Annotated in this window: 23 protein-coding genes and 1 pseudogene; 13 read left to right on the top strand and 11 right to left on the bottom strand. The window is 52.3% G+C overall.

All coding sequences use genetic code 11. From position 1 onward, the window contains the following. Both ACO0LL_RS27165 and ACO0LL_RS27160 read right to left on the bottom strand, forming a co-directional pair. On the bottom strand, positions 1-300 hold the full coding sequence (locus ACO0LL_RS27165) for a hypothetical protein (RefSeq protein WP_162043948.1): 300 nt from the start codon (positions 298-300) through the stop codon (positions 1-3). 187 nt (positions 301-487) lie between these two features. Beyond that, a complete protein-coding gene (locus ACO0LL_RS27160; RefSeq protein ID WP_422953941.1) occupies positions 488-3,355 on the bottom strand; it encodes a TonB-dependent receptor plug domain-containing protein in 2,868 nt (955 codons plus the stop codon). Between the two features lie 286 nt (positions 3,356-3,641). Between ACO0LL_RS27160 and ACO0LL_RS27155 the strand changes: the two genes are divergently transcribed. The 6 genes from ACO0LL_RS27155 (at position 3,642) to ACO0LL_RS27130 (ending at position 10,927) form a co-directional block, all read left to right on the top strand. Beyond that, a complete protein-coding gene (locus tag ACO0LL_RS27155; RefSeq protein ID WP_422953940.1) occupies positions 3,642-4,601 on the top strand; it encodes a LysR family transcriptional regulator in 960 nt (319 codons plus the stop codon). 200 nt (positions 4,602-4,801) lie between these two features. Then, complete coding sequence (locus ACO0LL_RS27150; protein ID WP_422953939.1) at positions 4,802-5,821, top strand: transporter; 1,020 nt, start codon at positions 4,802-4,804, stop codon at positions 5,819-5,821. A gap of 39 nt (positions 5,822-5,860) precedes the next feature. Beyond that, the gene (locus tag ACO0LL_RS27145) at positions 5,861-6,550 is read left to right on the top strand and encodes a nitroreductase family protein (RefSeq protein WP_422953938.1); all 690 of its coding nucleotides are present in this window, start codon (positions 5,861-5,863) and stop codon (positions 6,548-6,550) included. A 35-nt stretch (positions 6,551-6,585) separates the two neighbouring features. Continuing rightward, positions 6,586-7,053 carry a YybH family protein gene (locus ACO0LL_RS27140; RefSeq protein WP_422953937.1) on the top strand — a complete coding sequence of 156 codons (468 nt, stop codon included), beginning with the start codon at positions 6,586-6,588 and terminating at the stop codon, positions 7,051-7,053. Positions 7,054-7,250: 197 nt separating this feature from the next. Then, positions 7,251-8,534 (top strand): HD-GYP domain-containing protein, encoded by a 1,284-nt coding sequence (locus ACO0LL_RS27135; RefSeq protein ID WP_422953936.1) that lies wholly within the window; start codon positions 7,251-7,253, stop codon positions 8,532-8,534. Next, entirely contained in the window at positions 8,531-10,927 is a 2,397-nt protein-coding gene (locus ACO0LL_RS27130; protein ID WP_422953935.1) for a sensor domain-containing protein, read from the top strand. The genes ACO0LL_RS27135 and ACO0LL_RS27130 overlap by 4 nt, the downstream gene beginning before the upstream one ends. Positions 10,928-11,026: 99 nt before the next feature. Here ACO0LL_RS27130 and ACO0LL_RS27125 read toward each other — a convergent pair whose 3' ends face one another. Next, positions 11,027-11,788 carry a tetratricopeptide repeat protein gene (locus ACO0LL_RS27125; RefSeq protein WP_422953934.1) on the bottom strand — a complete coding sequence of 254 codons (762 nt, stop codon included), beginning with the start codon at positions 11,786-11,788 and terminating at the stop codon, positions 11,027-11,029. A 160-nt stretch (positions 11,789-11,948) separates the two neighbouring features. On the opposite strand from ACO0LL_RS27125, the gene ACO0LL_RS27120 reads away from it, so the two are divergent. Then, positions 11,949-12,860 (top strand): methylglyoxal synthase, encoded by a 912-nt coding sequence (locus tag ACO0LL_RS27120; protein WP_422953933.1) that lies wholly within the window; start codon positions 11,949-11,951, stop codon positions 12,858-12,860. Here the strand turns inward: ACO0LL_RS27120 and ACO0LL_RS27115 are convergent. From ACO0LL_RS27115 to ACO0LL_RS27105, 3 genes are all read right to left on the bottom strand, one after another. Further along, a complete protein-coding gene (locus ACO0LL_RS27115) occupies positions 12,857-13,627 on the bottom strand; it encodes a hypothetical protein (RefSeq protein WP_422953932.1) in 771 nt (256 codons plus the stop codon). The two genes, ACO0LL_RS27120 and ACO0LL_RS27115, sit on opposite strands and share 4 nt — an antisense overlap. 69 nt (positions 13,628-13,696) lie before the next feature. After that, positions 13,697-14,518 (bottom strand): hypothetical protein, encoded by an 822-nt coding sequence (locus ACO0LL_RS27110; protein WP_422953931.1) that lies wholly within the window; start codon positions 14,516-14,518, stop codon positions 13,697-13,699. 4 nt (positions 14,519-14,522) lie between these two features. Next, the gene (locus ACO0LL_RS27105) at positions 14,523-15,413 is read right to left on the bottom strand and encodes a hypothetical protein (protein WP_422953930.1); all 891 of its coding nucleotides are present in this window, start codon (positions 15,411-15,413) and stop codon (positions 14,523-14,525) included. 116 nt (positions 15,414-15,529) lie between these two features. Here ACO0LL_RS27105 and ACO0LL_RS27100 point away from each other — a divergent pair, with 116 nt between their 5' ends. Next, the gene (locus ACO0LL_RS27100; RefSeq protein ID WP_162043959.1) at positions 15,530-16,021 is read left to right on the top strand and encodes a phage regulatory CII family protein; all 492 of its coding nucleotides are present in this window, start codon (positions 15,530-15,532) and stop codon (positions 16,019-16,021) included. 25 nt (positions 16,022-16,046) lie between these two features. Here the strand turns inward: ACO0LL_RS27100 and ACO0LL_RS27095 are convergent, their stop codons facing one another. Continuing rightward, on the bottom strand, positions 16,047-16,868 hold the full coding sequence (locus tag ACO0LL_RS27095) for a DUF2314 domain-containing protein (RefSeq protein ID WP_422953929.1): 822 nt from the start codon (positions 16,866-16,868) through the stop codon (positions 16,047-16,049). 232 nt (positions 16,869-17,100) lie between these two features. On the opposite strand from ACO0LL_RS27095, the gene ACO0LL_RS27090 reads away from it, so the two are divergent. Further along, entirely contained in the window at positions 17,101-17,667 is a 567-nt protein-coding gene (locus ACO0LL_RS27090) for a chromate transporter (protein WP_422953928.1), read from the top strand. Beyond that, entirely contained in the window at positions 17,667-18,263 is a 597-nt protein-coding gene (locus tag ACO0LL_RS27085) for a chromate transporter (RefSeq protein ID WP_422953927.1), read from the top strand. The genes ACO0LL_RS27090 and ACO0LL_RS27085 overlap by 1 nt, the downstream gene beginning before the upstream one ends. Positions 18,264-18,275: 12 nt before the next feature. Here ACO0LL_RS27085 and ACO0LL_RS27080 read toward each other — a convergent pair. Continuing rightward, positions 18,276-19,674: pseudogene (locus tag ACO0LL_RS27080) on the bottom strand (DUF1501 domain-containing protein). A gap of 51 nt (positions 19,675-19,725) precedes the next feature. Next, the gene (locus ACO0LL_RS27075; protein ID WP_422953926.1) at positions 19,726-21,489 is read right to left on the bottom strand and encodes a DUF1800 domain-containing protein; all 1,764 of its coding nucleotides are present in this window, start codon (positions 21,487-21,489) and stop codon (positions 19,726-19,728) included. 324 nt (positions 21,490-21,813) lie between these two features. Between ACO0LL_RS27075 and ACO0LL_RS27070 the strand changes: the two genes are divergently transcribed. Next, positions 21,814-22,671, top strand: coding sequence for a hypothetical protein (locus tag ACO0LL_RS27070; protein WP_422953925.1), 858 nt, complete (start codon positions 21,814-21,816; stop codon positions 22,669-22,671). A gap of 25 nt (positions 22,672-22,696) precedes the next feature. On the opposite strand, the gene ACO0LL_RS27065 is transcribed toward ACO0LL_RS27070, so the two are convergent. Next, entirely contained in the window at positions 22,697-23,011 is a 315-nt protein-coding gene (locus tag ACO0LL_RS27065) for a hypothetical protein (RefSeq protein ID WP_422953924.1), read from the bottom strand. Positions 23,012-23,203: 192 nt separating this feature from the next. Here ACO0LL_RS27065 and ACO0LL_RS27060 point away from each other — a divergent pair, with 192 nt between their 5' ends. Further along, on the top strand, positions 23,204-24,673 hold the full coding sequence (locus tag ACO0LL_RS27060; RefSeq protein WP_422953923.1) for a PLP-dependent aminotransferase family protein: 1,470 nt from the start codon (positions 23,204-23,206) through the stop codon (positions 24,671-24,673). 146 nt (positions 24,674-24,819) lie between these two features. Beyond that, positions 24,820-26,142, top strand: a complete 1,323-nt coding sequence (locus ACO0LL_RS27055; protein WP_422953922.1) for a dicarboxylate/amino acid:cation symporter — start codon at positions 24,820-24,822, stop codon at positions 26,140-26,142. A 70-nt stretch (positions 26,143-26,212) separates the two neighbouring features. Here ACO0LL_RS27055 and ACO0LL_RS27050 read toward each other — a convergent pair. Beyond that, positions 26,213-26,428 (bottom strand): transposase (locus ACO0LL_RS27050; RefSeq protein ID WP_422953921.1); only part of this gene is annotated, 216 nt, incomplete at its 5' end.

Genomic DNA, 26,428 nt, shown 5'->3' with positions numbered 1-26,428 from the left:
TTAGCCCATTTCCCTGACTACTATCGTAGTCAGTTCGCTGGCAACCTCGGGGTCAAAGCCTTCTTCCAGCAAGCGCCACTTGAAACTGTTGCCGAGCTGGGCTTTCTTGTAGACGTTCAGACGGTGATCCCGTTTAAATTCCAGTACTTTGATTGCCGCCTGCTGCATGACTTTCTGGCGTTTGGCCACGGTCTTGTCTTGCTTTTTTTTGGCCATTTCCAAGGGTATTTCCTTGATGACAAATTCAGCAAGCTGCAGACCGAACGCTTTTTCTTCTTTTGTACTGAACCAACTAAACATGGCGTGCTTTCTACTTGTATCAAAAATCCAGCCCATTGCCACGCTGCCTTGCCTGCCTGCGCGTGTAAGCTGGTTTACCAGAGACAGATGTCTTAATTGCCCTGATTATACTGAAACTTTGCAAGGCTTAATAAAAAACAGGGGCCTAGGCCCCTGTTCTTATACTACTTCTTGCATTGCAAGCAGATTATTTGAATACATAACCTACGTTCAGACGGAATGCACGGCCATAGGCATTGTGTAAACTATCGTTGTAGCCTGCAATTGGGTAGTTAGGATCATATGGTGCTTTGGAATCCAACGCATTCAATACACGCAGACCGATAGTCAGGTCTTTGATACCTTTGTAGGTATAGCCCAGATCTACTGTAGTCCAGCTGGCAACTGCGCAATCTGGTACATAAGTCAGGTACTTCGCAACGCCACCCAAGGATGTCGCTGTGGAAGGCTGGCCAGTACCATAGTGGCAATAAGACACTGGGTAAGTTTCAGCAGCATTGGTGTAACGCATCAGGGATACGCCGCCAGTGAAGTTGATGGCACCATTGACTGTGTGCGCTGCCTTGGTCCAGGAAGAAGACAGGCTTGCACGCAGACGTGGAATGTCGCCAACACTGGTAGAGAAGTTGGAAATACCACCACGTGTACCAACCAGATTGGTTTCTGGATCACCCGGTTTTTCTGCACGACGGAATTCTATCGTGTAGGAAGTACGGAAACGTGTATCCAGTTTGCCATTGTCGCCGAGGTTATTACGCAAAGCCATTTCGACGTCAACACCACTGACTACGGTACTGCCCTGGTTGATGTAGTTACGCAGCAAGGAGATCAACGGGCCAGAATTAGGAACGACATTGCCGTTCTTGTCTTTGACGAAATTGACAGGATTGGTGTCACGAATCACTGTGCCTGGATATGCATCTTGATTATTCAGGATCAGTGTGGATGACAGGGCCGCAACTTCGTCTTCCTTACGGATGTTGTAGTAATCAACCAGGATGTCGAAGTCACGTGTAGGTGACAAGACCATACCCAGCGAGAAGCTACGTGATGTTTCTGGCTTCAGGTTAGGATTTTGACGGATCAGCGTCGAAATACTTCTGGAGCAATCAGTGTTGTCTGCGCCAGTCAAAGGTGTCTTACCATCTGGGCAGCGGATAGGATCAACCAGGCTGTTCAGGAAAGTCTGGGTACCACCTGCAGTAACCTGTACCAGCGCTGGTGCACGGAAACCTTGTGCATATGTGGAACGGAAAGCCAGGGAATCATTGACTGTCCATTTTGCGCCAACTTTTGGTACGAAATTGGTTTTGAAGCTAGGGTATTTATCAATACGGCCAGCAAAATCCATTTCAAAGTTTTTCAGGAACGGTGTACGTACTTCAACGAAAGCGGAAGTGACGTTGCGTTGACCCTGGATAAACTGGTTAGCCAGACCCAGAACCTGGCCAGAACTGGTCAGATTGTCTGGTGTCAGTGTCATTTTTTCCTGACGGAATTCAACACCGGAAGCAAAACCAATAGCGCCACCTGGCAAACTACCGAATTCTGTACTTGCCTTGAAATCAGCCTGGGCGATTTCAGCAACACCAACGCTCTTCAGCGGACGGCTCAGGTTAGGCTGTTTGGCAACATCAGCCAAAGACATGTTCTGGTTAATCAGTTTTTGCACTTCTGGCAGCAACAGGAATCCATTGGCGATATCTGTACGCTCGGAACGGTTCCACAGAACGCCAGTTTCCCAATCCCAGGTCTTGTAAGTGCCTTTCAGGCCAGAAGCGAAACGCAGGGACTCATTGGTGGTATTGCTGCCACCCGCGATGTTTTCAAAACGGTAAACCACGGCTGCACGGCTGGTCGGGAAAGGATTGTCAGGATGACCAACCGGCAAGATAGCCTGGAATGGTGAACCTGCGCCAGACAGGGCAAACGCTGTGGATGGTGTGCGACCATCGATAGTACGTGAACCACCGGTGTAGTCACGGTCAGTTTTGTTGTACGCAACTTCAGCGAAAGCGGACAGCGTATCGTTGATCTGGTAAATACCACGTGACATCGCGCTGATGTCCTGGCCTGCACCTTGTACTTCGGCGAAGTCGTCGAGATTGTAGTTACAGAACTGACGGCCATACAAAGCGCTGGTAGTAGCAATATTGTATTGCGCGCCGCCTGTGATCAAACGGGAAGGATCGCAATTAGTGCGGTTAACCACGTTGGCGTCATTGGCAGAGAAAAAGGTGTTACTGCCTGATGTGCGTTCACGGTAAAAGAATGGCTGGTTACTCGCGAAGCTGGAGTATGGCGACAGACGGTTGTTCAGTATGCTGTACAGGTCTTTTTCTACATCGTTGGCATCCTTGATGGAGACGCGGTCACGCTTGGATATTTCAGCACTGACAGTAACGTTGTAACCGTCTTGTGCATAGTTACCAAAACCGGCAAAACCACTGATGCTTTTTTTCTTGAACTGGTTGTTATCATTCGCGCCTATGCTGGCGTTCATTTGCAGACCCTGGTAATCGCTCTTGGTGATAAAGTTGATTACACCGGCGATAGCGTCAGAACCGTACACTGCAGATGCACCATCCTTGAATATCTCTACGCGTTCCAGCATGGACAAAGGAATGCTGTTGATATCGTACAGTGTCGATTGACCTTGATTAGGATTGGCATAAGCCGATGGTGTCATGCGACGGCCATTCAACAAAATCAGCGTGGAGCTGGAACCCAGGCCACGCAGGGATGCTGTCGCTACGCCGCGGGAAAAGCCGCCATCAACTGCATCGAATGCGCTACCGCTGCCCAGGGCAGGGATAGTACGCAGCAATTCAGCAACAGAAGTCGCGCCGCTTTGGCTGATATCTTTTGCTGTCAGAGTCTGGATAGGAGAAGTACCTTCTTTATCAATACGCTTGATGTGGGAACCAGTAACTTCAATTTTTTGAATTTTTTCTGCTGGCTCAGTCTGTGCATGAGCATTGACGAGCATACTGCCAGACAACATTGCCAGTGCCAGCTTGACAGCATAAGCACATTTCTTCTCTTGATAAAACATCCAGAATCTCCTTGGTGGAACATGAACAGGTATAGCCTGCAATGATGGCAACAATCGCTTAAGTCTCTTGAACTGACTTGAGGTTTCGCGGTCGAACCTAAACGTTGCTTAAACAATGTGCATATCGTCTTGTTCTTACGCGATAGTGTTTTGCCAAAAACCTATGGTTTTCCACAGTCTGCGCAACACTAACAATTCGATACACTTTGTTGCATCTCAGAATGATCCCATTACAATTTCATTACCGTCCAATGAGAATTTCATAAAGACGTATATAATTATCGTTATGATTGATACCTTACCCATAGAAAAATACTTCGCCCGGCAACTCAAGATCAAGCATCTGCGCCTGCTGGTAGAACTGGCGGATAAGCAGACGGTTGCTCAGGTTGCGGCGACTTTGCATGTCAGCCAGCCGGCTGTTTCCAAGATGCTGGGTGAAATGGAAGAAGGAATAGGTGTCAAATTATTTGAACGTGCTGGCCGTGGTATAAAACCAACACCCTCTGGTGAATGTCTTATCAGACATGCCAGAGAAGTCTTATTCAATTTACAAAAAGCACATCAGGAGATGCGTTCACTGGCTACCGGCACCGTCGGTAAAGTCACAGTCGGCATCCTGAGTGTGGTCTCGACCACCATCATTCCGAAGGCGGTCAAGATACTCAAGGCCAGCTGGCCCAATGTCACCTTGTGCATCATGGATGGCACGGTTGATCAGCTCTTGCATGAACTGCGCGAAGGCAAGATAGACATGGTCATAGGCCGTGTGTTTTCTGAACGTGCGGCAGAACATCTGCAGGAAGAGGTTTTGTATGACGATCCACTCGTCATCGTCACGTCCAGCAAGAACCCTCTGGCAAGACGCGATAACCTGACCTGGATGGATTTGAATAACCTGCCCTGGATTTTGTCGGTAGAAGAATCACCGACGCATCAACGCATGATCAACCTGCTGGCCAAGAATGGCTTGAACAAACCTACCGACGTCATCGAATCAGTGTCGCGCTCAGTCAACGTGCCTTTGCTGATGGAACCGCCACGCCTGGGCTTGTTGTCGCTGTCGGCGGCCCGCCAACTGGTGTCTGAAGGTGTCTTGCAAATCCTGCCCCTGAACCTGGGTCACCTGCCCAGTCCGGTAGGCATGATATGGAACAAGACCCGGCCTTTGTCCCATGCAGCCCTGACCTTCCAGGATTGCATACGCCAGGCTTCGCAATCCTACAAAAACATGCTGATAGGCTAAGAACGTGGTTATGATCTTACTGCGCGAGCGTGATCGGGGCTCATGTGCTGCTCAAAATGCTCATGTACTCAAGTACATTCCGCTTTTTGCGCTGCTCTTCTCCCCGCTGACGCACGCTCGCTACAGATCATAAACACGTTCTAAGCATGAACATGCTTGGCTGATTTACAATGTGTCCAGTTTCTTCGCCTGGACAGCAAATGCAAACAGATCACTTATCGTATGGTTCAGATCAGTCAGGGCTGATTTGTGGCTATGTTTTTGCACATGAACAGCCCGGCAAGCCCCTGTATACCAAAGAGGCGGTCGAATGGCTGCAATCACCGCACAGCAGCCGTGATGATTCTTTTATCTGGCTGCATTTCAATTTATCCAATGTCGCTGCCGAAAAATGGCTGCGCGAACATGCGTCCCTGCCAGACGAATTTTTTGAAACCCTGCATGAAGGCTCACGTTCTACCCGCATAGAACACGCTGACCATAGTCTGATCGCGGTCGTCAATGATGTCTTGCATGACTTTGCCTTTGAAGCCTCGGACATTGCCACCCTGTGGCTGAATGTCAGCAGCAATGTCATGATCAGCGCCAGGCGCAAACCGCTGAAGTCGGTAGACCGGTTGCGCAATGCGGTGAACCAGGGTGAACATTTCAGCTCACCGACAGAATTACTGACCCATTTATTGCGTGACCAGGCTGATGTGCTGATAGGCATAGTGCGCAATGTCATCAAGAAGATCGACGACATCGAAGACCATTTGCTGGCCGATCGTTTAAATCACAAACGGGCCAATCTCGGCGAATTACGGCGGGTGCTGGTGCGCCTGCAAAGATTGCTGGCTCCTGAACCCGCCGCCCTGTTCCGTCTGCTGCAAAGACCACCGGTCTGGGTGGCTGAGCGTGATGTACAGGAGTTGCGTCAATCGACAGAAGAATTTGCCGTGGTGCTCAGTGACATGGCTTCTTTGCAGGAGCGCATTAAACTCCTGCAGGAAGAAATCGCCGCCAGTGTCAATGAACAGAATAACCGCTCGCTGTTCGTGCTGACGATCGTCACCGTACTGGCCCTGCCCATCAATATCATCGCCGGCCTGCTCGGCATGAACGTTGGTGGCGTGCCATTAGCGCAACATGAAAATGGTTTCTGGATAGTCGTTGCCATCGTGGCGACGTTTACTGCGATTGCCGGTTGGCTGGCATTCAGGAAAAACCGTAACGATTAAAGCTTCGCATCCCTTTCACCAGTATTGCAAGGAAAAGCCATGAGCAAACTGTCATTCAATCAGGGATCGCCACAGTTCATTCCGCTATCGACTTATCAGTCCTACCCGGAAACTGAAATGCTGGCACGTGCGCAAAGCTTTTACGAGGACATGAAAAGGCGCAAGACCATACGCGAATTTTCTGACCGCCCCGTACCACGCGCAGTCATAGAAACCTGTTTGCTGACAGCAGGTACAGCACCGTCAGGTGCCAATCACCAACCCTGGCATTTTGCCGTGGTCACCGACCCCGCCCTGAAGCACAAGATACGCATAGAGGCAGAGATAGAAGAGCGCGAGTTTTATGACAGACGTGCCCCACAGGAGTGGAAAGATGCGCTGGCACCACTGGGCACGGACGCGGACAAACCTTTCCTGGAAACTGCCCCTTACCTGATCGCCATCTTTGGGCAAAAAGCCACACTCATGGATGACGGCAGCGCTGTCAAAAATTATTATGTGCCTGAGTCTGTATCGATTGCGACTGGCTTTTTGATTTCAGCCCTGCATCAGGCTGGCCTGGCAACATTAACCCATACCCCCAGCCCCATGGGGTTTTTGAACCAGTTGCTGCAAAGACCAGACAATGAAAAACCTTATATCCTGTTGGTAGTCGGCTACCCGGCAGAGCATTGCCTGGTACCGAATATACAAAAGAAGCCACTGGAGCAAATTGCCAGTTTCTTTTAAATCTGTAAGCTGATGTCTATCTGAAGGGGTTTCTTATGACTGCCATTTACTCACGCCTGCTGCTGGCCGCCTGCATGCTAGCTGGCATGATCATCAGCCTGCATGCACATGCCGCTGATGACAATGCCACTCTGGTCAAACAAGTCATGCAAACTGAAGCCGCCTTCGCCAGGACCATGGAAGTGCGTGACCACAAGGCTTTTACTGAATTCCTGGCGGATGAAACCATCTTTTTTTCGACCAAAAAAGTCTTGCACGGCAAACAGGAAGTGGCAACGGCCTGGAAACGCTTTTATGAAGGTGCTGCCGCCCCTTTTTCATGGGCACCGGAAACAGTAGAAGTGCTGGAATCGGGCAAGCTGGCACTCAGCAGTGGACCGGTGCGTGACCCGCAAGGTAAACTGGTGGCAACCTTTACTTCAATATGGCGGCAAGAAAGCCCGGGGGTCTGGCGTATCATTTTCGATAAGGGAAATGACGTCTGTGAGTGTGCCAAGCCTTGAATAAGGCAAAAAATCCCTGTTTTGCATCAGAACCAGCACAATTTGAGCATAAAACCCACATTCACCCCGGAATTGTAGACAGACACACAAAAAGCTGATGTAACATGCAGAATAAAGCTGCGCGTAACACATCGCGCTGCCAGCAGTAGCTACGCTAAAAACCGAGCTCAAGCGTCACATTTCCGGACACCGGTGTCATGACTGATATTCATACACAGTTTATTGAGCTTGGCCAACTGCGCATAGGCATGTTTGTCTATTTGGACGTGGGCTGGATGGACCATCCCTTCCCGGTTTCTAATTTCAAGATCAGCAATCAGTCGCAAATCGATACCATACGTTCGCTGGGTCTGGAGCGTATACGCTATGCGCCGGATAAAAGCACGCCGGAAACCAGCAGCACTGCCGAACAACAGCCCGCCCAACAGGAAATCAAGGCCACTGAAAGTCCTGCGGCCTTTGCTGCCCGGCAAAGAAGAGAATTGCTGGCCAGCCAGCAAGCCAGCCTGCAAGTCTGTGAGCGCCAGTTTGCCCACGCGGCACAAACCTTCAAGCAGGTCACGGATCTGCTCCATTCCCAGCCTTCCCAGGCCAAAGAACTGGCCGAACAATTGATACAAGGTTTCTTGGGCCAGATACTCGGTGAAGATGAAGCAGCGATACGCCTGCTGTCAGAAAAAGCCGGTGAAAAAACCTCGCTGCATTCCATCAATGTGACCGTCATTTCACTCTTGCTGGGCCGGGCGCTGCATTTGAGCAAGGCAGAGATGCTGGACCTGGGTGTCGCCACCATTCTGCATGACATAGGCAAGATGGAATTACCCGACCGCCTGCGCTGGCAGGATGAGCATTTCAATCATGCCGAGCGTGAGCTGTATCATGAACATGTACTGCATAGTCTGGCAATGGCACGCAAAATGGGCTTGTCGGCGAATGTCATGCTGGCCATTGCCCAGCATCATGAGCATGCCGATGGCACGGGCTACCCCAGCAAGGTACAGGGTGACAAACTGAGCGCGATCAGCCGCATCGTTGCGCTGGTCAATCATTACGATAATCTGTGTAATCCGGCCAACCCGGCATTTGCAGTCACGCCGCATGAGGCGCTGTCGCAGATTTTTACCCAGCATAAACCACGCTTTCATGCCCCCACCCTGACCGCCTTTATCCGCATGATGGGTATTTATCCGCCGGGCTCAGTCGTGCAACTGACAGATGAACGTTACGCCATGGTGGTATCGGTCAATTCTGCGCGGCCCATCAAACCCAAGGTAGTCATCCACAATTCGGCCATACCTCGTGACGAGGCACTGGTCATCAATCTGGAGCATGAAAGCACGCTGTGCATACACCGCAGCTTAAAGCCGCTGCAACTGCCGAAGGCGGCTTATGATTATTTGTCGCCGCGCAAACGCCTGTGCTATTTCTTCGAACGCGGGCTGGAGGCCGAAACGCGTACCGAAGATGGGGCAGCCGTATGAAAGCCCATCCCTGGCAATCACTAATAGAAGGTTTGCTGGAAGCAGTGATACTGGTCGATCCCATACAGCTGCGTATAGTCGCGGCCAATAAGTCTATCCATCACTTGCTGCAAGTCCCGCCCGGCAGCCTGTTTGGCAAGGGCATCGTTGATTTGGCGGCGGCACCTGAAGATGTGTTCTTCTGGGAAGATGTGGCGGCAGGTTTATCAGAAAACATCCATTCCGAAACCTTGCTGAAACGTGCTGATGGCAGCATAGTCCAGATAGAAAGGCGGGTAACCCTGCTCAGAATGGGGCTGGACAGCTCAGTCTATGTGGTCGCCATCAATGACCATTCCAGTCAGCGCCAGGTCGAGAACGAGCTTGAAAAATTGATCGCCGAACTGCGCGCCACACTGGAATCCACGGCAGACGGCATACTGGTCACCGATCTTGATGGTGCGATACGCAGTTACAACCATTTGTTCGCTGAACTATGGGGCTTGCCAGACGGGTTGATGACACAGCGTGATGACAAAGCCATCTATGCCTGGATGGACAAGAGCATGCTTGATGCCCGCCAGTATGAAGAAAGACTGGGTACCATCACCCGCTCGCCGTTGATGGAAGCCACCGATGTACTGACCCTGCGCTCTGGCAAGATACTCGAGAGAGTGACGCTGCCGCAGTATGCACGGGGACGCCCGATAGGCCGGGTTTATTCTTACCGCGATATCACGCAGCGCCTGGCAGATGAGGCACGCCTGCGCCTGGCAGCCAAGGTATTTGAATCGAGTACCGATGCGATTTTCATTACCGATGCAGAACAGAAAATAGTCACTACCAACCCCAGTTTCGAACGTCTCAGCAGTTATACCGAACAGGAAATGCTGGGCAAGACGCCAAGGGAATTTTTTTCCATGGAAGGCAATGCCACCCAGGTGGAGAACCTGCTCAATGAGCTGGAAAACCTGGGTTTCTGGGAAGGAGAATTGTGGAACCGCCGCAAGAATGGTCATGCTTATCTGTGCATGATTTCGCTGGTCAAGGTCGCCGATGCCCAAGGTGGTGCTTTGCACTACATAGGTTTTTTCAAGGACAGGACCGAAACCCATACGGCAAAACAGAAGATAGAGGAACTGGCTTTCACAGACGTGCTGACAGGCTTGCCCAACCGACTTTTGCTGGATGAACGCATACGCCAGGCGATCACGATTTCCAGCCGCAATCATTCGACCTTTGCCCTGCTATTTCTCGACCTTGATCATTTCAAGCAAATCAACGATGCCCTCGGCCACCCCTTTGGTGACCGGGTGCTATTGCAAGTCACAGAACGGTTGAAGAAATGCATACGCCAGGTGGATACTGCCTCGCGACTGGGCGGCGATGAATTTGTCTTGCTCCTGCATGAAGCAGATGCCGAAGGCGCAGAGATTTGTGCCAGGCGAGTATTGGAAGAATTGTCCGCACCGTTTTCACTGGATGGCATGAATTTCACTGTGACGGCCAGCATAGGCATTGCGCTTTATCCGGCAGACGGACAAAGCATGGCTGACCTGATCAAGAATGCCGACAGTGCCATGTACCACGTCAAGGAACGCGGGCGTTCAGACTTCCGTTTTTACCAGCGCCAGATGAATATCGGTCTGTTGTCACGCATGAAGCTCGACCATGCCATGCGGCAAGCACTGGAACATGAGTTATTCCGCTTGCATTACCAGCCTCAGATAGAGCTGGCTACCGGCAAGTTGCTGGGTGTCGAAGCCTTATTGCGCTGGACGGACAAAGACCTGGGCGAAGTCAGTCCTTCACAATTCATACCGGTGGCAGAAGAATCGGGCGTCATTGTCCCCATAGGTAACTGGGTCCTGCAAACAGCGATACGGCAGGCCGCCTTATGGAACCGTGATGGCAAGTCCATGCGGGTGGCGATCAATGTCTCTGCACTGCAATTCCAGCAAGCCAATTTTGTCGATAGCATTGCGGCAGCCTTGCAGGAACATGACTTGCAGCCACAATGCATAGAACTGGAATTGACAGAGTCGATACTCATCAAGGATGCAGAAGATGCACTGAGAAAACTGGAAGCCCTGGCAGCCCTCGGCGTCAAGCTGGCGATTGATGATTTTGGTACCGGTTATTCCAGCCTCAGTTACCTGAAACGCTTCCCTATCTACAAACTCAAGATAGACCGCTCATTCATCAATGACTTGCCCGGCAATGAAAGCGATATCGCAATAGTCACCGCCATCATCAGCCTGGCCCATGCCCTGAAATTACGCGTGATTGCCGAAGGCGTCGAAACCCAGATGCAAAGGGATTTTTTGCAGCAACTGCAATGCGAAGAAATGCAGGGCTATCTGTTTGCCCACGCGATGTCGGCAGAAGAATTTGAACAGCGTTATTTGCGCTGAGATTTGCGCTGAAAATAAGCTAAATTGCCGGACACATAAAAAAATGCCGCTAAAAATGAGCGGCATTTTTTCATTTGTGCATTTGAGCATCAGGGCAAATCAAAGATGCGTTTTCCAGTAGCGTGAATCATCGCGAATCTCGGCAATCTGTTCACTGGTCAGGTCATTGCTGACCAGTTCGCGGCTATCCATCGCCATGCTGCCAACCTTGACACTGGCTTTGAGCAGATAACGGTAGCCTGTCACCGTGTCACGCTCTACTCCATCACCATGTAAATAACGCAAACCCATTTGAAACTGGGCACTTGATAAACCCTGGTCAGCGGCCAGCGTTTCCCAGTGAGCAGCCTGCGCAACATTTTTTTCTATCCCGGTACCATCCTGCAAGGCCAGCGCCAGGTAATGCTGGGCACTGGCATTACCTTGATGAGCAGCCTGTTGATACCAGAATACCGCTTCTTCGGGATTTTCTTCCACGCCCTTGCCGTTGGCATACATATAGCCCAGGGCCAGTTGGGCAGAAGTCAGACCTTGCAGGGCAGCGCGGCGGAACAGGCGGAAGGCCTGGCCTTCATCAGTGTCGACACCCTCGCCTGTCAGGTACATGACACCGAGGTTAGCCTGGGCACCGGCATGTCCCTGGTCGGCTGCCTGTTCCAGCCAGTAAGCTGCTTCCTGAGGATTTTGCAGGTTCTCACTGGGCTCAAGGTAGAGCAAGCCCAACATATTCTGTGCCTGCGTGTCCCCTAGCAGGGCCCAGCGCCGGACTTGCATTTCATCATCAAAATCATCGTCACCCAAAGCCGAGGCACAGGTCGTCATGATCATGAGCACCATCAGCAGATGCCGCCATTTTTTCATTTTATCCTCACCTGTTTTACTTCATGTACAGAATGCTACGCCTATCCTGCCTTTTGCGTGTGTCTCGACTGTTGGATTAGGTAACAAAATGTAGCCACCAGTCAGCAAGTGCAGCCACTCTGAGAGTAAACTACAGGGACAGACAGTTTCCCCACCAGCCATGAAAGCAGATGCCGTGACCTCAGCAAAAAAGCTACGCATAGGATTGATTGCCAACCGATCTCACCAGGACGCCCCGAATTCTGCACTGGTGCAGCTACTACATGGTGGCGGACCAGCGCTAAGACATCTGCAGGCTGAACTAGTCATCGTCGGGCGTACTCTGGACGCCATTATTTCACATGGCCTGCTGGAAAGCTGCCCTGCGGTCGAGCGTTTTCCCTATGGCCGCGAAGGTGGGCTCATGAAACTGGTATCAAGGGTGGTCGATAAAGACCCGGCCAGGGCGGTGGATGCGGTGATTTACCTGATAGATCCGGTCGATCCTTCTTCGGTTTTCCCGGAAGCCCATGCACTCAAGCGTCAGTGCGTGATACACCGTAAACCTTTTTTGGCGACGCTGGCCAGCGCCAGGGAATGGCTGGAACTCGAAGCCACGGCAAGCGGTGCAGCAACAGACCACAAACTGAACCCGACTTTTGAATTACAAAATGAAGGTATCGCCCTGATCGCCCATGATGCGATGAAGGACAGCATGCTGCTCATGGCAGAGAAACACTTTGCGCTGCTCGACAGCTTTGGTCACCGCTATGCAACCGGCACCACCGGTGGCCTGCTGAACAAGCTGGCACAAAAAATCAAGGGAGAAGAGGCTGGAAAGAACTGGGTCACCCCTTATCTTTCCGGCCCCCTCGGTGGGGATGCGCAACTGGCAGAGCTGGTGCTCGACCGGCAGATACGCCGCATCCTGTTCCTCGAAGACCCGCATGTGGCACGCCAGCATGAAGCCGACATACAGTTACTCGAAAGAGCGGCCCGCACCGTCTGTGACTTTTCGCAAGTCATCAGCGAAGTCACCGGTGCAGACCGCTGGCTGACACTGCTGACCCAAAGGGTCAGCAGACAGGCTTAGGCCGCTGTTGCGGTCTGGCTGGACAGACGCTTGAGTCTTTCCAGCGTGCTCTCACCGGCGGTATCAGCCTGCGCCACCGATTTGCGGATGGCGTCAATCTCTGCCGCCTGGTCCAGCGGTTTTTGTGCAATATCGGCAACGATGCGCAAACCTGCTGCTTCGTTACTGACTGTCTGCGCACGGCGGGTCAGGGCATTCAAGGCACTTGAATGGCTGGCCATGCTGGACAGGCTGCTGAGTTGCTCCTGTCTGTCCATGCGCAGTTGCTGCAAGTCTTTCTGTGCCTTGGCCGCAGCCAGGCTTTGCAGGGCTTTTTTCGCAGCAGCATCAAAGTCTGCCAGTTGTTTGGAGAAGGCATCGACGATCTTCTGCAATTCATCCATGTATTCTCTGGCATCTGCTTCTTCCTGAATTTCCAGTGGCAGACGTGCCTTGTTGGCTTCAAGCTCATCACAGAACAGGCTGACCGTTGCTTCAGAAATCTTGCCTGCCGCAAGACGGTCTGCCAGTGTTGCCGAGGCTTTTTCATCGTTCGCAATCAGCTCACGCAGGCGCACTACATCATTATGCTCTTTGTCGAAAGAGGCGCGGGCCGCGGCCAGTTTTTGTGCCGTATCACGCAGGGCGGCTGCCAGACGGTCACGGTCAGCTTCGGTCGCTGTCTCAGGATCAAAATTGGCGATCGCTTCAGAGATCTTGTCGCCGAGTGCGCCAAAGTGTTTGGAAATCAAACGTGCGGTCAGGCCCCAGCCATTCATATTGCTCATGGTAATCCTCTCAGTGTGTGATGCGGTAATGGTCAAATACAGTATTACGGGTACTACATCAAAACGGTGCTATTGCACCAGCAGCCTTTCCGCCTCCAGGGGTAGGGCAATCATAAAATCAACATGGATGTCGCGCTTGCTGCTGCCATCCTTGCTGCGTAAAATCTCGGTGCTGATCAGCAGTAATTCGGACTGCTCACCAGCCTCACTCAAACTCCTGCGGTAAGGCATGAAGACCACATCCTGTTGCAAGCCGAGTTTGCCTGCTGCATCATCGATGCGGGTTTCCACTCCTTTAAAGGGAGCAACGAATTCCTGGGCCGGGTCACCGGCATCGCGTTCATATTGCAGACTGTCAGCATCAGCAAATACACTGTCGAGGCTGGCCTCATCCCAGCCTATGCCCACCAGTTGCTCGCGCCACAGGCTGTAATTGCGGTCGCCCAGACCAGCACCGTTTTCACCGAGAAAGGCTTGCTGGTCTTCGACGGTTTCCGGTATCAGTCTTGTCAGGTGGCTGCAATACAAGAGCTCTTGCAATTCACCGCTGGCATCGCAATACAGCTGCAGGAATTTCTCGCCGCCATTGTTACCATCGGCGTCGCGGTTCAGGTAATAGCGGTACATCTTGCCGCTGATCGGCAGTTGCACACGGCTGATGGCAACGATGCGGGTTTCAGCTTCATCCGGCATGGCGATCAACGAACCCTGGCTGATGGCACGTATCAACGGTGTCTTTTGCAAATTGACGACACTGCCTATACGCGCACCCAGTGGCAGGGAAGCATCCTGCCTGCCACTCTCTGCATGCATGTCATCTGCGACCAGTTCATCCTTGTCGTGTTTGTTGAACAGCTTGCCTACATACTGATATGCATCTTTCCAGGCCATGGTATTAATTTCCTCCTAAACTGTAATGAACTGCACTGTCTTGCTTATTGCGCTTATTGCGCCTGTTGCGTCTGCTGAGCAGGAATTGCCAGCCTGCCCAGGCCAGCGCAGCGAACAGCAAGATGACGAGAACGGTGCGCAGCAATTTAAAATCACCGTTCTCCTGGGTCACTTTGGTCGCTGTCGCTGTTACTGTGGCCGCTGCGTTTTCTGCATCTGAACTGCTCAGTGCAAGTGTCTTGTCACCCACTGCGGCAGCGCTGCTGGCGACCTCATCCTTGCTACTGCCTGTCCCGATATTGGCAATCGGTTCCAGTTGCTGGGACTGGCGGTTTTCTGCTGCCTGAGGGTGACTCATAACACTACCCAGTATCACGCCGCCGACAACGGCAGGCAAAATGCCACTGCCTCTCTGCGCGACCTGCGGCTGCATCATGACCGGTGCGGATTGCGTCACAGGTGGTGTTGCATATGTAGACTGATTGGCAGGCTGGTTGGCAGACTGATTGGCAGCCTGTTGATTGCCGCTGTTATTAACACCATTGTTGCCACTGACACTATTGCCAAAGCCCCGCTGGCTTTGCTGCGCTGTCTGCTGGCGTGCATCCATGCTCTTTTGCGCATTTGCCTGTGCCTGATTTTTTTCCAGGTCACGGTTCAGTGCAGAATCAGACTTCTTGCTTGCATACGCAGGCTTGCTGGTATTGAAGCTGCCAAATCCTGTCTTGGAGGGTGCCGATGGTGCAGGCTTGCTGATACTTCTTTGCGAAGAGAAGCCACCACGAAAACCGCCAGAAGACGCGGATGAACGCCCGGCAGCATGCGCAAGGCTGGCCGAGAGTGGCAAGACCAGCGCCAGCATGATTGCTATTAATTTGTTATTAAAACTGTTCATGGTTCTCATCTATAGAAATATGGTTAAGCTATCTGTACAATCCCTCAACGCTTGATGGATGTCATCATAGTGAGCAAAAACACAAAGATCATCGGTAATAAATTAGGGAATTCACCATGACACGAAAATATTCAGACATGAACCAGCACGACGCCTTGTACAAGATTGCGCGCGCCTATCCTGGTGGCCTGGAAGCCCTGGCGGGCCGCATGGAAGTCTCGGTGAATGTCTTGCGCAACAAGCTGGCACCGGGCATAGAGTCACACTACCCTTCGTTTGAAGAACTCTCGCTGATCGTTGAACTCTGTCATGACGCGGGCGTCAAAGATGCCCATCTGCCACTACATGCGCTGTTAAGCCGTCATGGCATGGCAGCATTTGTGATACCTGAGCCTGACCAGGTCAGTGAAGATGATTTGTCGCAAACAGTCTGCCGCGTCATGAGCCGCGTTGGCGACGTAGCAGAGGCAGTATCAACTGCCTTGATCGATGGTGTGATTACGGATGCAGAAGCCGACCTGATAGAAAAAGAATTTCAGAGTGCACTGACCGTGCTGGGTGAATGGCGTGCGCGCATACGCGCACACCATAAGCAAAGAGAATCGTGATTTTTTCTTGTGTTTGAAAAAACGCTTAATGGAATTTCTTTTCAAGCAAGGCAACTATCCGCGGCCAGCCCATCTTGCGTGCCAGATCCAGTGCAGATTCGCCTTTGGGATTGAGCGCGCCTGGATCAGCACCATGTTTGACCAGCAAACTCACCGGCGCGAGATTACCTGCCAGTGCGTCTCTCTGAAGCAGGGTCCAGCCATCAGCATCGACGCTGCGGGTAAACGCTGGTTCATCCCGCAAACCCTGCTCCATTTTCTCAGCCATGTTTTCACTCATGGGATGTTCAGGCAAGTCTGCTGTGTTGAGAATAATGGGCTGTTCTTTTTTACCAAACAGGCCAGATAAAAAGCCCTGTTTTTCTTGCGTAGCGGTGGGCACGATCATGACTTCACCTGGCTTGCCAAAGTCCAGACCCCAGGCCTGGTCATGATCATCGCGTTCGGCTTTTGACATGTCGCTGCGCATGACATCAATACTGTAACCACCATATACTTTACCGTTGATGGTGTACATCCAGTCACCGATCTCCGCCAGCGGGACACTGACAGGATCGCCAGCGCCAATGCTGTCCAGCCATTGCGGATTGTTCAGCAAAACACCTGAGACGGTGTCGCCATCAAACTGTATTTCATTGATCCACATGTGCTCGACTTCTGGCCCTTCACTACCCGGGTCAGTCGCAAACGCGACCTTGACTGCAGCCAGGCCTAGTCCGGGAATAATGCGTCGGTACTCCCATGACAGCTCGCGCCAGAAATACTTGAAAGTCTCGCGCGCCTGTTCAGCCGCCGCCTGCATAGCAGGGCTGGCACCTTCATACATGACTATCTTGTCTTCGCTCATGATTTTGACCAGTAAAATAAAAACACTGTAGCGCAAAGTTGACTGACAATTAAGCAAGTGCATGACTTCGTTTCAATTGATACAAGTCCTTACTTTTTATGCATCAGGTGCTTCGCTGGGCATGGCGATATCTGCGGAAATTTGAATAGATGAAATATTTGCCCAGCAGCATTTTCACTCCTGCTTTACAATGTAAGCCTGCCCTATGCCAAGCCGCCAGGCTGCCATCATCATGTCCACAGAACTTGCCAGCCAGCGACCTACCTCCCTTGCGGATTTGTATATTTCATTTACCTTATTGGCATTGCAAGGATTTGGTGGCGTACTCGCGGTTGTACAGCGCGAACTCGTGGAAAAGAAACGCTGGATGACGATGGAAGAATTCGTCGAAGACTGGGCTGTTGCACAGATTTTGCCGGGGCCGAATGTCGTGAATCTGTCGCTGATGATAGGCCATCGCCATTTCGGTTTTGCCGGTGCCATGACAGCGCTGGCTGGCATGTTGTCAGTGCCCTTGCTGATCGTCGTGATGCTGGCGGTGGTGTATGCGCAATTTTCACAATATCCTCAGGTAGTCGGTGCGCTACGTGGCATGAGTGCGGTGACTGCCGGCCTGATCATTGCGACAGCGCTCAAGCTGGTACCGGCGCTCAAAAATAATCCTGTTGGCAGACTTACTGCGCTGGTTTTCAGCGCACTGTGTTTTGCCGGCATCGCTCTCTTGCGCCTGCCGCTGGCCTATGTCTTGTTCACCCTCGGCACCATCACCTGCGCACTGGTTTACCGGAGGCTGAAATAATGCCTGATACCCTGCATGGTGCCCTGCACATTACGATGAACTGGCATGACTGGTTGCAGTTGTTCCTGCATTACATGATGCTTTCCCTGTTGTCGATAGGCGGGGCGATTTCCACTCTGCCTGACATGCACCGTTACCTGGTCACGCAACAGAGCTGGCTGACGGATGCGCAATTCAATGCCTCTGTGTCGATTGCCCAGGCTGCCCCCGGCCCGAATGTCTTGTTCATCGCCCTGATGGGCTGGAACGTGGGCATGAATGCAGGTGGCATGTGGACAGCATTGATAGGTGTTTTCGTCGCCATGACAGGCATACTCTTGCCCAGCACCACCCTGACTTATGTCGCAGCAAGCTGGGGCCATGCCAACCGTGAGTTGCGCAGTGTGCGCGCGTTCAAGCTGGGCATGGCACCGATAGTCATCGGCCTCTTGCTTGCTACCGGCTGGATCATGGCAGCATCGCATGACCAGGCCAGCAGGGACTGGCCTTTATGGCTGATGACCGTAGTCTGCACCGTCGTAGTCTGGCGCACCCGCCTGCATTTGCTGTGGCTACTGGCGGGTGGTGCTGCACTGGGCTGGTTTGGCCTGATCTGAAGACAAAAACAGTCAGACAAATCCAAGATAACGCTGGCTCGCATCGTAATACTTGAGGTTGGGCAGCAAATCCAGCATGTCCGTATCTGATACACCCAGCCACTTGCCCAGCGTGGCGGCATATTGATCGACCGAGGTGGTCGGCAACAGACGCCCCTGCCCTACATCGTCATCACTATCGGTAGCCACCAGCGGTGGTACCGTAATAGCGCTTGCCGTTGACTGCACCACCGAGCATGAAATGCATGCTGCCCCAGCCATGGTCAGAGCCATCATTATTACCGGTCAGGGTGCGGCCAAAATCGGAAGCGGTGAATGCGGTAACCTTGCTATCGACCTTCAATTCCTTGGTCGCTTCATAAAATGAATTGAGAGCTTCGGCTACACTGGCCAGCAAACCCGGATGAGTGCTGACCAGACCATCATGGGTATCAAAGCCACCCATGGAAACAAAGAACACCTGGCGTTTTGCGCCCAAGGCACCGGCACAGGAAATCATGCGCGCCACCATCTTCAATTGCATGGCCAGGTTGTTGTCTTCATTGAATGGCGTGTTGATTGCTGGTGCCCCCGCCAATGCGGTGGTCAGGACATCATTGGCATCGATCGAGCGTTTGCTGACGCGGGTATATTCATTTTCAAACAAATGCGTGCGGGCCTGCGTGACCAGATTTTGCAAAGCCGTGGAACAGGCGGCAGAACCAAACAGCGGCGCCTGCAAACCTGCAAGTGGCACGGAACCATTGGTCGAAACCTGGTATTGCACGGCAGTATTGCCAGACAAGTAAATTGCATTGCCGGAGACATTCACGCATGTGAAAGTCGCATTGCCATTGCCCGCCACAAAGCGGTCACCCATGCGCCCGCCCCAGCCCGATGTTGCCCCTTCGGCTGCAGATGATTGCCATACCGATTGCTGGTCATTATGCGAAAACAGCTTGGGCGGCAACATCGCGGTCTTGTTCGTATATTCCAGCTTGGTAGTAGGCCGTATCAGGGTGCCGACATTGAGCATGATACCCATCTTGCCTGTATTGAAGATGGGCAGCAGCGGTGCCAGCTCAGGTGCCAGCGCATACTGGTGACTGACACCGTTTCTATCGACCGGCACATTCACACCCTGCAAGGCTGTTGCATCAAGTTTGTCGCGTCCATAGGCCAGCGTCGGGCGCAGACGCGAATAAGCGGCGTAGTTGGCGCTGTCGTAAGGCACGAGCGTATTGGCGTAATCATTACCGCCATATAAAAATACACAGACGATGGCTTTGTAATCGTCAGCCGTGGCGGCTGAGGCTTCGGCCATGGCAGCGAGATTCAACGCCCAGGGTGTGGCGACACCGGCGATGGAGAGTGCAGAAGCACGTTGCAAGAATGCGCGGCGTGAGGCATTCATCGTATTTGAATTTTTCATGATGCTTTCCTGTAGTGATGGCAGCAAATTATTATTGGCGCGCAAGTGCGCTCATTTGAGAACGATGAATTCGGGAGCAGCCAGCACCAGAGTCAGTGCCGCATAGATTCTTTGTTTGCGGCGGGTATCTGTACCACGCGGCATGCTATCGACAGCCGTGCTGAGGTTTTGCAAAGTCGCCGCACTTAACTGCCCGGCTGCCAGCACCAGGTTGATTTCATCAAGCAGGGCGGGCGCGGTATCTGCCAGCGGCGTCAGGCTGCTGTAATCAGGCACGAGATCACTGATGCCGCTGCTGATAGCGCGCTGCATGTAATTTACATAGCCAACGACTGAAGATTCATTGGTGATCTGTAACTCGGGCGCGACCAGGCTGGCTGCTGCTATAGCAGTATTGGGCGGCACATAACCGGGGCGGAAGTAATTGAACACCGATGGTGAACGCAAGGGGCTTTGCCCCAGCCTGGTAGCAGGATCACTGGTGTTGCCCAGGTTCCAGATATCATTGGTTGCCGTGACATTGTAGGCACGCGCCCAGGCCAGGAAACGCAGCATGGGTTCACGCAATTTGCCAAACTGCGGGTCACTGAGATTAGCTGGCTTGCGCGCCTCGTCATCGAGCAATATGGCTTTCAATACGGCTGTCAGATTGCCTTTCTTGCTGGCTGAGCCGCTGCCATCATCATTGAATACCGTAGCAACTCTGGAGACATAGCCAGTTGAGGGATTGCTGGTCACCAGTCTTTGTATCAGCTGGCGGCTGATGAAGGGTGCCACATTGTCATGGGCAAAAATGATGTCGAGTGCGGCACTCAGTGCATCGGCTCCATTGAGCCCTTCGCCTACGGTTTTATCAAGAAAAGTGGAAGCACCGGTCTCATGCCTGATCGGTACCTGTGTCATGGGTCTGTGCAAGAAGTCAGGCTTGTCGGCCTTGCCACCAGCGAGGTCAAAATCCCAGCCTGTGAAGATACGTGCCAGACCTGTGATATCGGTCAGATCATAGGTTTCTATATTCTTGCCATCTTGCTGGCGCGGCGTGCCATTGAGCTTGAGTTCGAGCAAACCTATGCTGAACAATTGCATCAGTTCACGCGCATAGTTTTCATCCGGCATGGCACCGGTTTGCGCATTATATTTGGCATTGCCACGGAAGGTCAGGTATTGCCCCATGGCAGGGCTGGTCGAGACTATTTGCAGCAAGCCGCGGTAATTGCCAAAACAATTTACTTCCAGCATGTCCAGCCAGGCCGCTGCAGCAAATGCCTTCCAGCCACCATCGATGAGGCCATCGATGGAAACCACGATAATTTCTGACAAGGCCAGAGTGAAGCGCTGGCGCAGGGTATCGGGCGAGCTGATCAGTTTGCGCCAGGCGGTGGAATCAAAACCTGCCTGACTGTTGCGGTAGCTGATATCGTTAAAGCCCTTGGACACCAGCCAATCCCAGCGCGTGCCATTACCAGGCAGGCTCAGTTGTTCATCTATCCAGCCTGCATAACCGAGGGCCTGTACCCTGGCGATCTGGGCACGGCTGGTACCCATGCTGGCCTGAGCCAGGAAGCGCGCAGCCTCGCTGGCGGTAATTGCTGCCGCACTGGGGTCGGGCGCCGGCGCTGGTTGTTCCGGCGGTGCCGCCATGGCAGCATTGCTGCCAGTGTCATTTTGCGCCGTAGTATTGCTGCCACCGCACGCGGCCAGCAAGGCCGTCGATGCCAGCAGCGCCGCTGCCTTCAATTCTGCCTGTTGATTGAACGTATTCTGATCCGCTACGGTCTGAGTATTCATATCCGTGGCGATTAGCTGCTCTTCCATGTTCTGTCTCCCTGTATTGGTAGGTGGGTCTAGATTATTCATTCTTGCTACCCAGAATGCAGACTAGAACAGCCATGTAAATTACTTATTACCCATTTGTAAGCAGTTGTCAGGAGTTAGGCTAATTTTCTATATAGTTTGTTACTTGCAAATGTAAATAGCATTAAAGATTCAAAAACCGGGCGCGTCATTTGTTACACTTTCGTTTTTTATCAGCATGCGCCGGTTTGCCGATTCAGCGACAGACAATCTTTGTTACAGGGAGAGACATAGTTTGAGGTATCCTTGCCACCTTGAAATTCTGCACACCGGTTCATATAGTCCATGAAGTTGAGCATAGAAGCGCCTGAGGATGAAGTTGCCCTGCCGGGCGAGATTCATTTGCATATCCGGTTTCGCCCTGCGAATATGTTCGGCATCTTGCTGGCTTTGCTGGTCCACGGGCTCTTGCTTTACTTCTTGCTGCATATGAATGTGATCAAGAAGAAACTCGACAAGGCTGGTTCCAGTGAGCCCATGGTCTTTATCATGGACAAGGTGGCCAAAGCCCCCAAGCAGGCAACTGCGCCACAAAAGCAAAAAGCTGAATCCAAGCCGGTGCGGGTGCCACCATCCAAAAACGCAATCACCCGACCCAAGATACCGCCACCGCCAGTCACAGACTCGCCAATAGCACAACCGCCGCCGCCACAAGCCAAAGAGACGCCGCCAGAAATGGACATGATGGCCCTGGCCAATGCTGCGCGTGAACGCCGCCGTCCGGCAGAACAGGCCGCCGCCCAGGAAAATGAAGGCGCGCGTCAGGCAGGCCGCGGCATGACTCCACAGGAAGTGGCCGAAGCCAATGTCAAACGCAGCATGCAGCAAGCAGCCAACCGTGGTGGCGGCAGCGGGGTGTTTGAACTGGGGACAGTAGGCACGCGGGTAGCCAACTTCACTTTCCGTGGCTGGAACACCCGTGTCATTGCTTCGAATGGCAAGCAGTCCTTTGAAGTCGATGCCGGCCTTGGTGGTGACGTACGCCTGGCAGTAGTGCGCCGCATGATAGAAATCATACGTATGGAATACAAGGGCGACTTCAACTGGGAATCCCGCCGGCTGGGCCGCGTCATCGTCAAGTCAGCCCGGCCAGAAGATTCTGCCGAGCTGGAAAACTTTTTGCTGAAAGAGTTTTTCCCTTAATTCCCTTAATTTCTCTTAATTTTCCTTAGTGCGGCTGGTGACCACGCCAGCCCGCCCGTAATGATTGCCAGGCCTGTACCAGCGCGTGCCGCCAGTGTGCAGGCTCTGGCTTATGCAACAGTACATCACTAGCCTGCAACGCCCGCAATTCTACCCAGCCATCATTGGGCACCTGATACACACTGCCTGTGTCCAATACCGTGTCGGCCTGCCATGCCAGCCCCTCGACAAATTGCGGCCAGGCAATTAAACGCAGCTTCCCTGTCTTTACATATAAGGTGCTGCCTGCCGCTAACAGGCAGTGCATGCTCTGGTCTTGCCTGATGCTATTGCTATGCATGGTAATGCTCCTGAAAATGATCCAAAAAGAGCTTTGGATACAGGCATCAGGATAGGCCTGGCCTGCGGACCTGCACAGACACAGAAAATACACATCTGTATCGCATCAGACAGCGAATTCATAATCTGTTATTGTATCGTTAGCCCTGAACTGTATCTGTGCAGGCCCTGAGCATCTTTACATCGTCAAGCTATGCAAACCCTACCTCTCTACAGGCAACTGGCCGACCATTATCTGAATGCTATCCGTTGCGGAACGCTCAAACTGGGTGACCGCATGCCTTCGGTGCGCAAACTCATGCATGTGCATGGTGTCAGTCTATCGACGGCCTTGCAGCTCTGTCGCCAGCTGGAGACCGAGGGCTGGCTGGAAGCGCGCCCGCGTTCCGGCTATTTTGTGCGGCAGCCACGCCGGGTGCGCCTGATACCGGCGCAGGAACCAACCATAGGCAAGATCATCGACCCGGCACAGTTTGTCGGCATTCATGAAAAAGTCTCTGAAATCATCGCTCAGGGCCAGCGCTTGGTGAAATGCAATCTGGCACGCGCAACTGGCGGCCCTGCCCTGTACCCGCACCAGCAATTACGCAGCCTGACTGTCAGCACCTTGCGCCGCTATCCTGAACTGCTGACCAAGGCAATTACGCCGGGCGGTAATCGCGAACTGAAAGCGGCACTGGCCAAGCGCGCACTCGATTCTGGCATCAGTACCTCGGCTGACCAGGTCATCATCACCAATGGCTGTATCGAAGCCCTGAACCTGGCCTTGCGTGCGGTGGCGCAAGCGGGCGATGTCATCGCTGTCGAATCGCCAACTTTTTATGGCCTCTTGCAGGTGCTCGAAAGCCTGGGCATGAAGGCGCTGGAAATACCGACCAGTCCGAGTACCGGCATTTCTGTCGAAGCGCTGGAGCTGGCGATGCAAACCTATGACAATATCAAGGCAGTCGTGGTGGTGCCGCATTTGCAAAACCCGCTGGGCAGCATGATGCCTGACCAGCACAAGCAAAAGCTGGTGGCGCTGTGTGAAAAGCAAGGCATACCGCTGATAGAAGATGACTCCTACAGCGCGCTCGCCGATGGCGACAAGATACCAACCGCACTCAAACAATGGGACCATAGCGGCAACGTGATTTACTGCGCCTCCGTGCACAAGATACTTGCTCCCGGCATGCGCGTAGGCTGGATACTGGCAGGCCGCTGGCAAGAACGGGTGAACATGCTGAAGTATGCACACACGCGTTATAACGAAGAATTGTCACAGATAGTCACAGCGACTTTTTTGCTGTCATCAGCTTATGACAGGCACCTGCGGAAACTACGTAGCAGCCTCGCCGTGCAAAGAGAAAAAATGGCTGAAGCGATAGCCACTTACTTCCCGGAAGACACGCGCGTGACCATGCCAGCCGGTGGTGTTTCCTTGTGGGTGGAGATGCCGACAGGCACGTCTTCCCGCGCTGTTTTTGATGCCGCTCTAGAGGAGAGTATCCTGGTTTCGCCAGGTTTGATGTATTCCAATTCAAATCGTTTTGATCATTTTTTGCGTCTCAATTGCGGCATCCCATATACCCAGGATCTGGATGATGCGATGCGTTTACTGGGTCGCATTATTCAGCATCAGGCAACGCATTCTTCTGCATCAAGACAACATATTGCTGCATAAAAATTAGTCACTGTGGAAAGCCACAATTGTGGCTGCCACTGGGATTTTCCATAATGCGTGCACTGAAGGGAAAAAATATCCCTCAACGTGCTCGCCACCGGATTACATGATGTGCGAGACTTTCTACCATCCCAAGGAGACCAAGGATGAAAGCTCAAGCCTTCTACAAATCCCTGTATTTTCAAGTCATCACCGCCATCATTCTGGGCGTGATGCTTGGCCATTTTTATCCTGAATCCGGCGCCGCCATGAAGCCTCTTGGTGACGGTTTCATCAAGCTCATCAAGATGATGATCGCACCGATTATTTTCTGTACTGTGGTAGTTGGTATTGCCGGTATGGAAGACATGAAAAAAGTCGGCAAGACAGGTGGCATGGCATTGCTGTATTTTGAAGTTGTCAGCACCCTGGCACTGATCATTGGCCTCATCATTGTGAATCTGGTGCAACCCGGTGCCGGCATGCATATCGATGTGCATACGCTCGACACCAAGGGCATCGCTGCCTTTGCCGGTCCTGGCAAGATGCAGACCACGACAGAGTTCCTGATGGCAATCATCCCTACTACTTTCACCGATGCTTTTGCCAAGGGTGAGATACTGCAGGTCTTGTTGATCTCCATCTTCTTTGGTTTTGCTTTGCACCGTTTTGGCGGTCGTGGCACGCTGGTATTTGATCTGGTTGAAAAATTCTCCCACGTGCTGTTTGTCATCGTTGGCTATATCATGAAAGTTGCTCCTATCGGTGCCTTTGGTGCGATGGCTTTCACGATAGGTAAATATGGTGTCGGTTCGCTGGTGCAACTCGGTTTCCTGATGGCAACTTTCTATGCAACCTGCCTGATTTTCATCTTCGTGGTACTTGGCACTATCGCCAAGGTGCATGGTTTCAGCATCTGGAAATTCATCAAGTACATCAAGGAAGAATTGCTCATCGTACTCGGCACTTCTTCTTCAGAATCAGTGTTGCCACGCATGATGGCCAAGCTGGAAAACCTGGGTGTGAAAAAATCTGTAGTTGGCCTGGTGATCCCTACCGGTTACTCTTTCAATCTGGATGGCACGTCTATCTATCTGACCATGGCTGCGGTATTTATTGCCCAGGCTACAGACACACCGATGACCCTGATGCAGCAAATCACTTTGCTGGCAGTCTTGCTGCTGACATCGAAAGGCGCGGCAGGTATTACAGGTAGTGGTTTCATCGTACTTGCAGCGACGCTGTCTGCAGTTGGCGGCGTACCGGTTGCTGGCCTGGCACTGATACTCGGCATAGACCGCTTCATGTCAGAAGCACGTGCACTGACGAACCTGATCGGCAACGGTGTCGCCACGGTAGTGGTTGCCAAATGGGGGAATGATGTGGACACCGTCAAGATGCAAAGACGTTTGAATAACGAAACCGTGGAAGAAGCCGAAGACCCGGAACTCTTGATGGATACGGCATCCATGCATACAGCAGTGCGCTAAGCTTAATGCAGGCTGCAGGAAAAAAAGCGGACCTTGTGAAGTGACCCCGTAAAGTTGGACGTTTAATTATTTAAGTAGCCAAGGACTGAATTCTGTATTGCACAGGACTCAGTCCTTTTAGTTTGACCTTGATCCGGTCGTGATTATAGTAGTGAATATAATCCTTGATGCCTGCTTGCAGTTCTTCAACACTGCTAAATTTGTTGAGATAGAAGAACTCTGACTTCAACACGGCGAAGAAACTCTCCATAGCCGCATTGTCGATACAATTGCCCTTACGTGACAT

The organism is Undibacterium sp. TC4M20W (assembly GCF_049340245.1).
GTDB lineage: Bacteria > Pseudomonadota > Gammaproteobacteria > Burkholderiales > Burkholderiaceae_D > Undibacterium.
The sequence above is the reverse complement of the archived record's forward strand: the minus strand, read 5'-3'. Positions and strand labels throughout refer to the sequence as shown.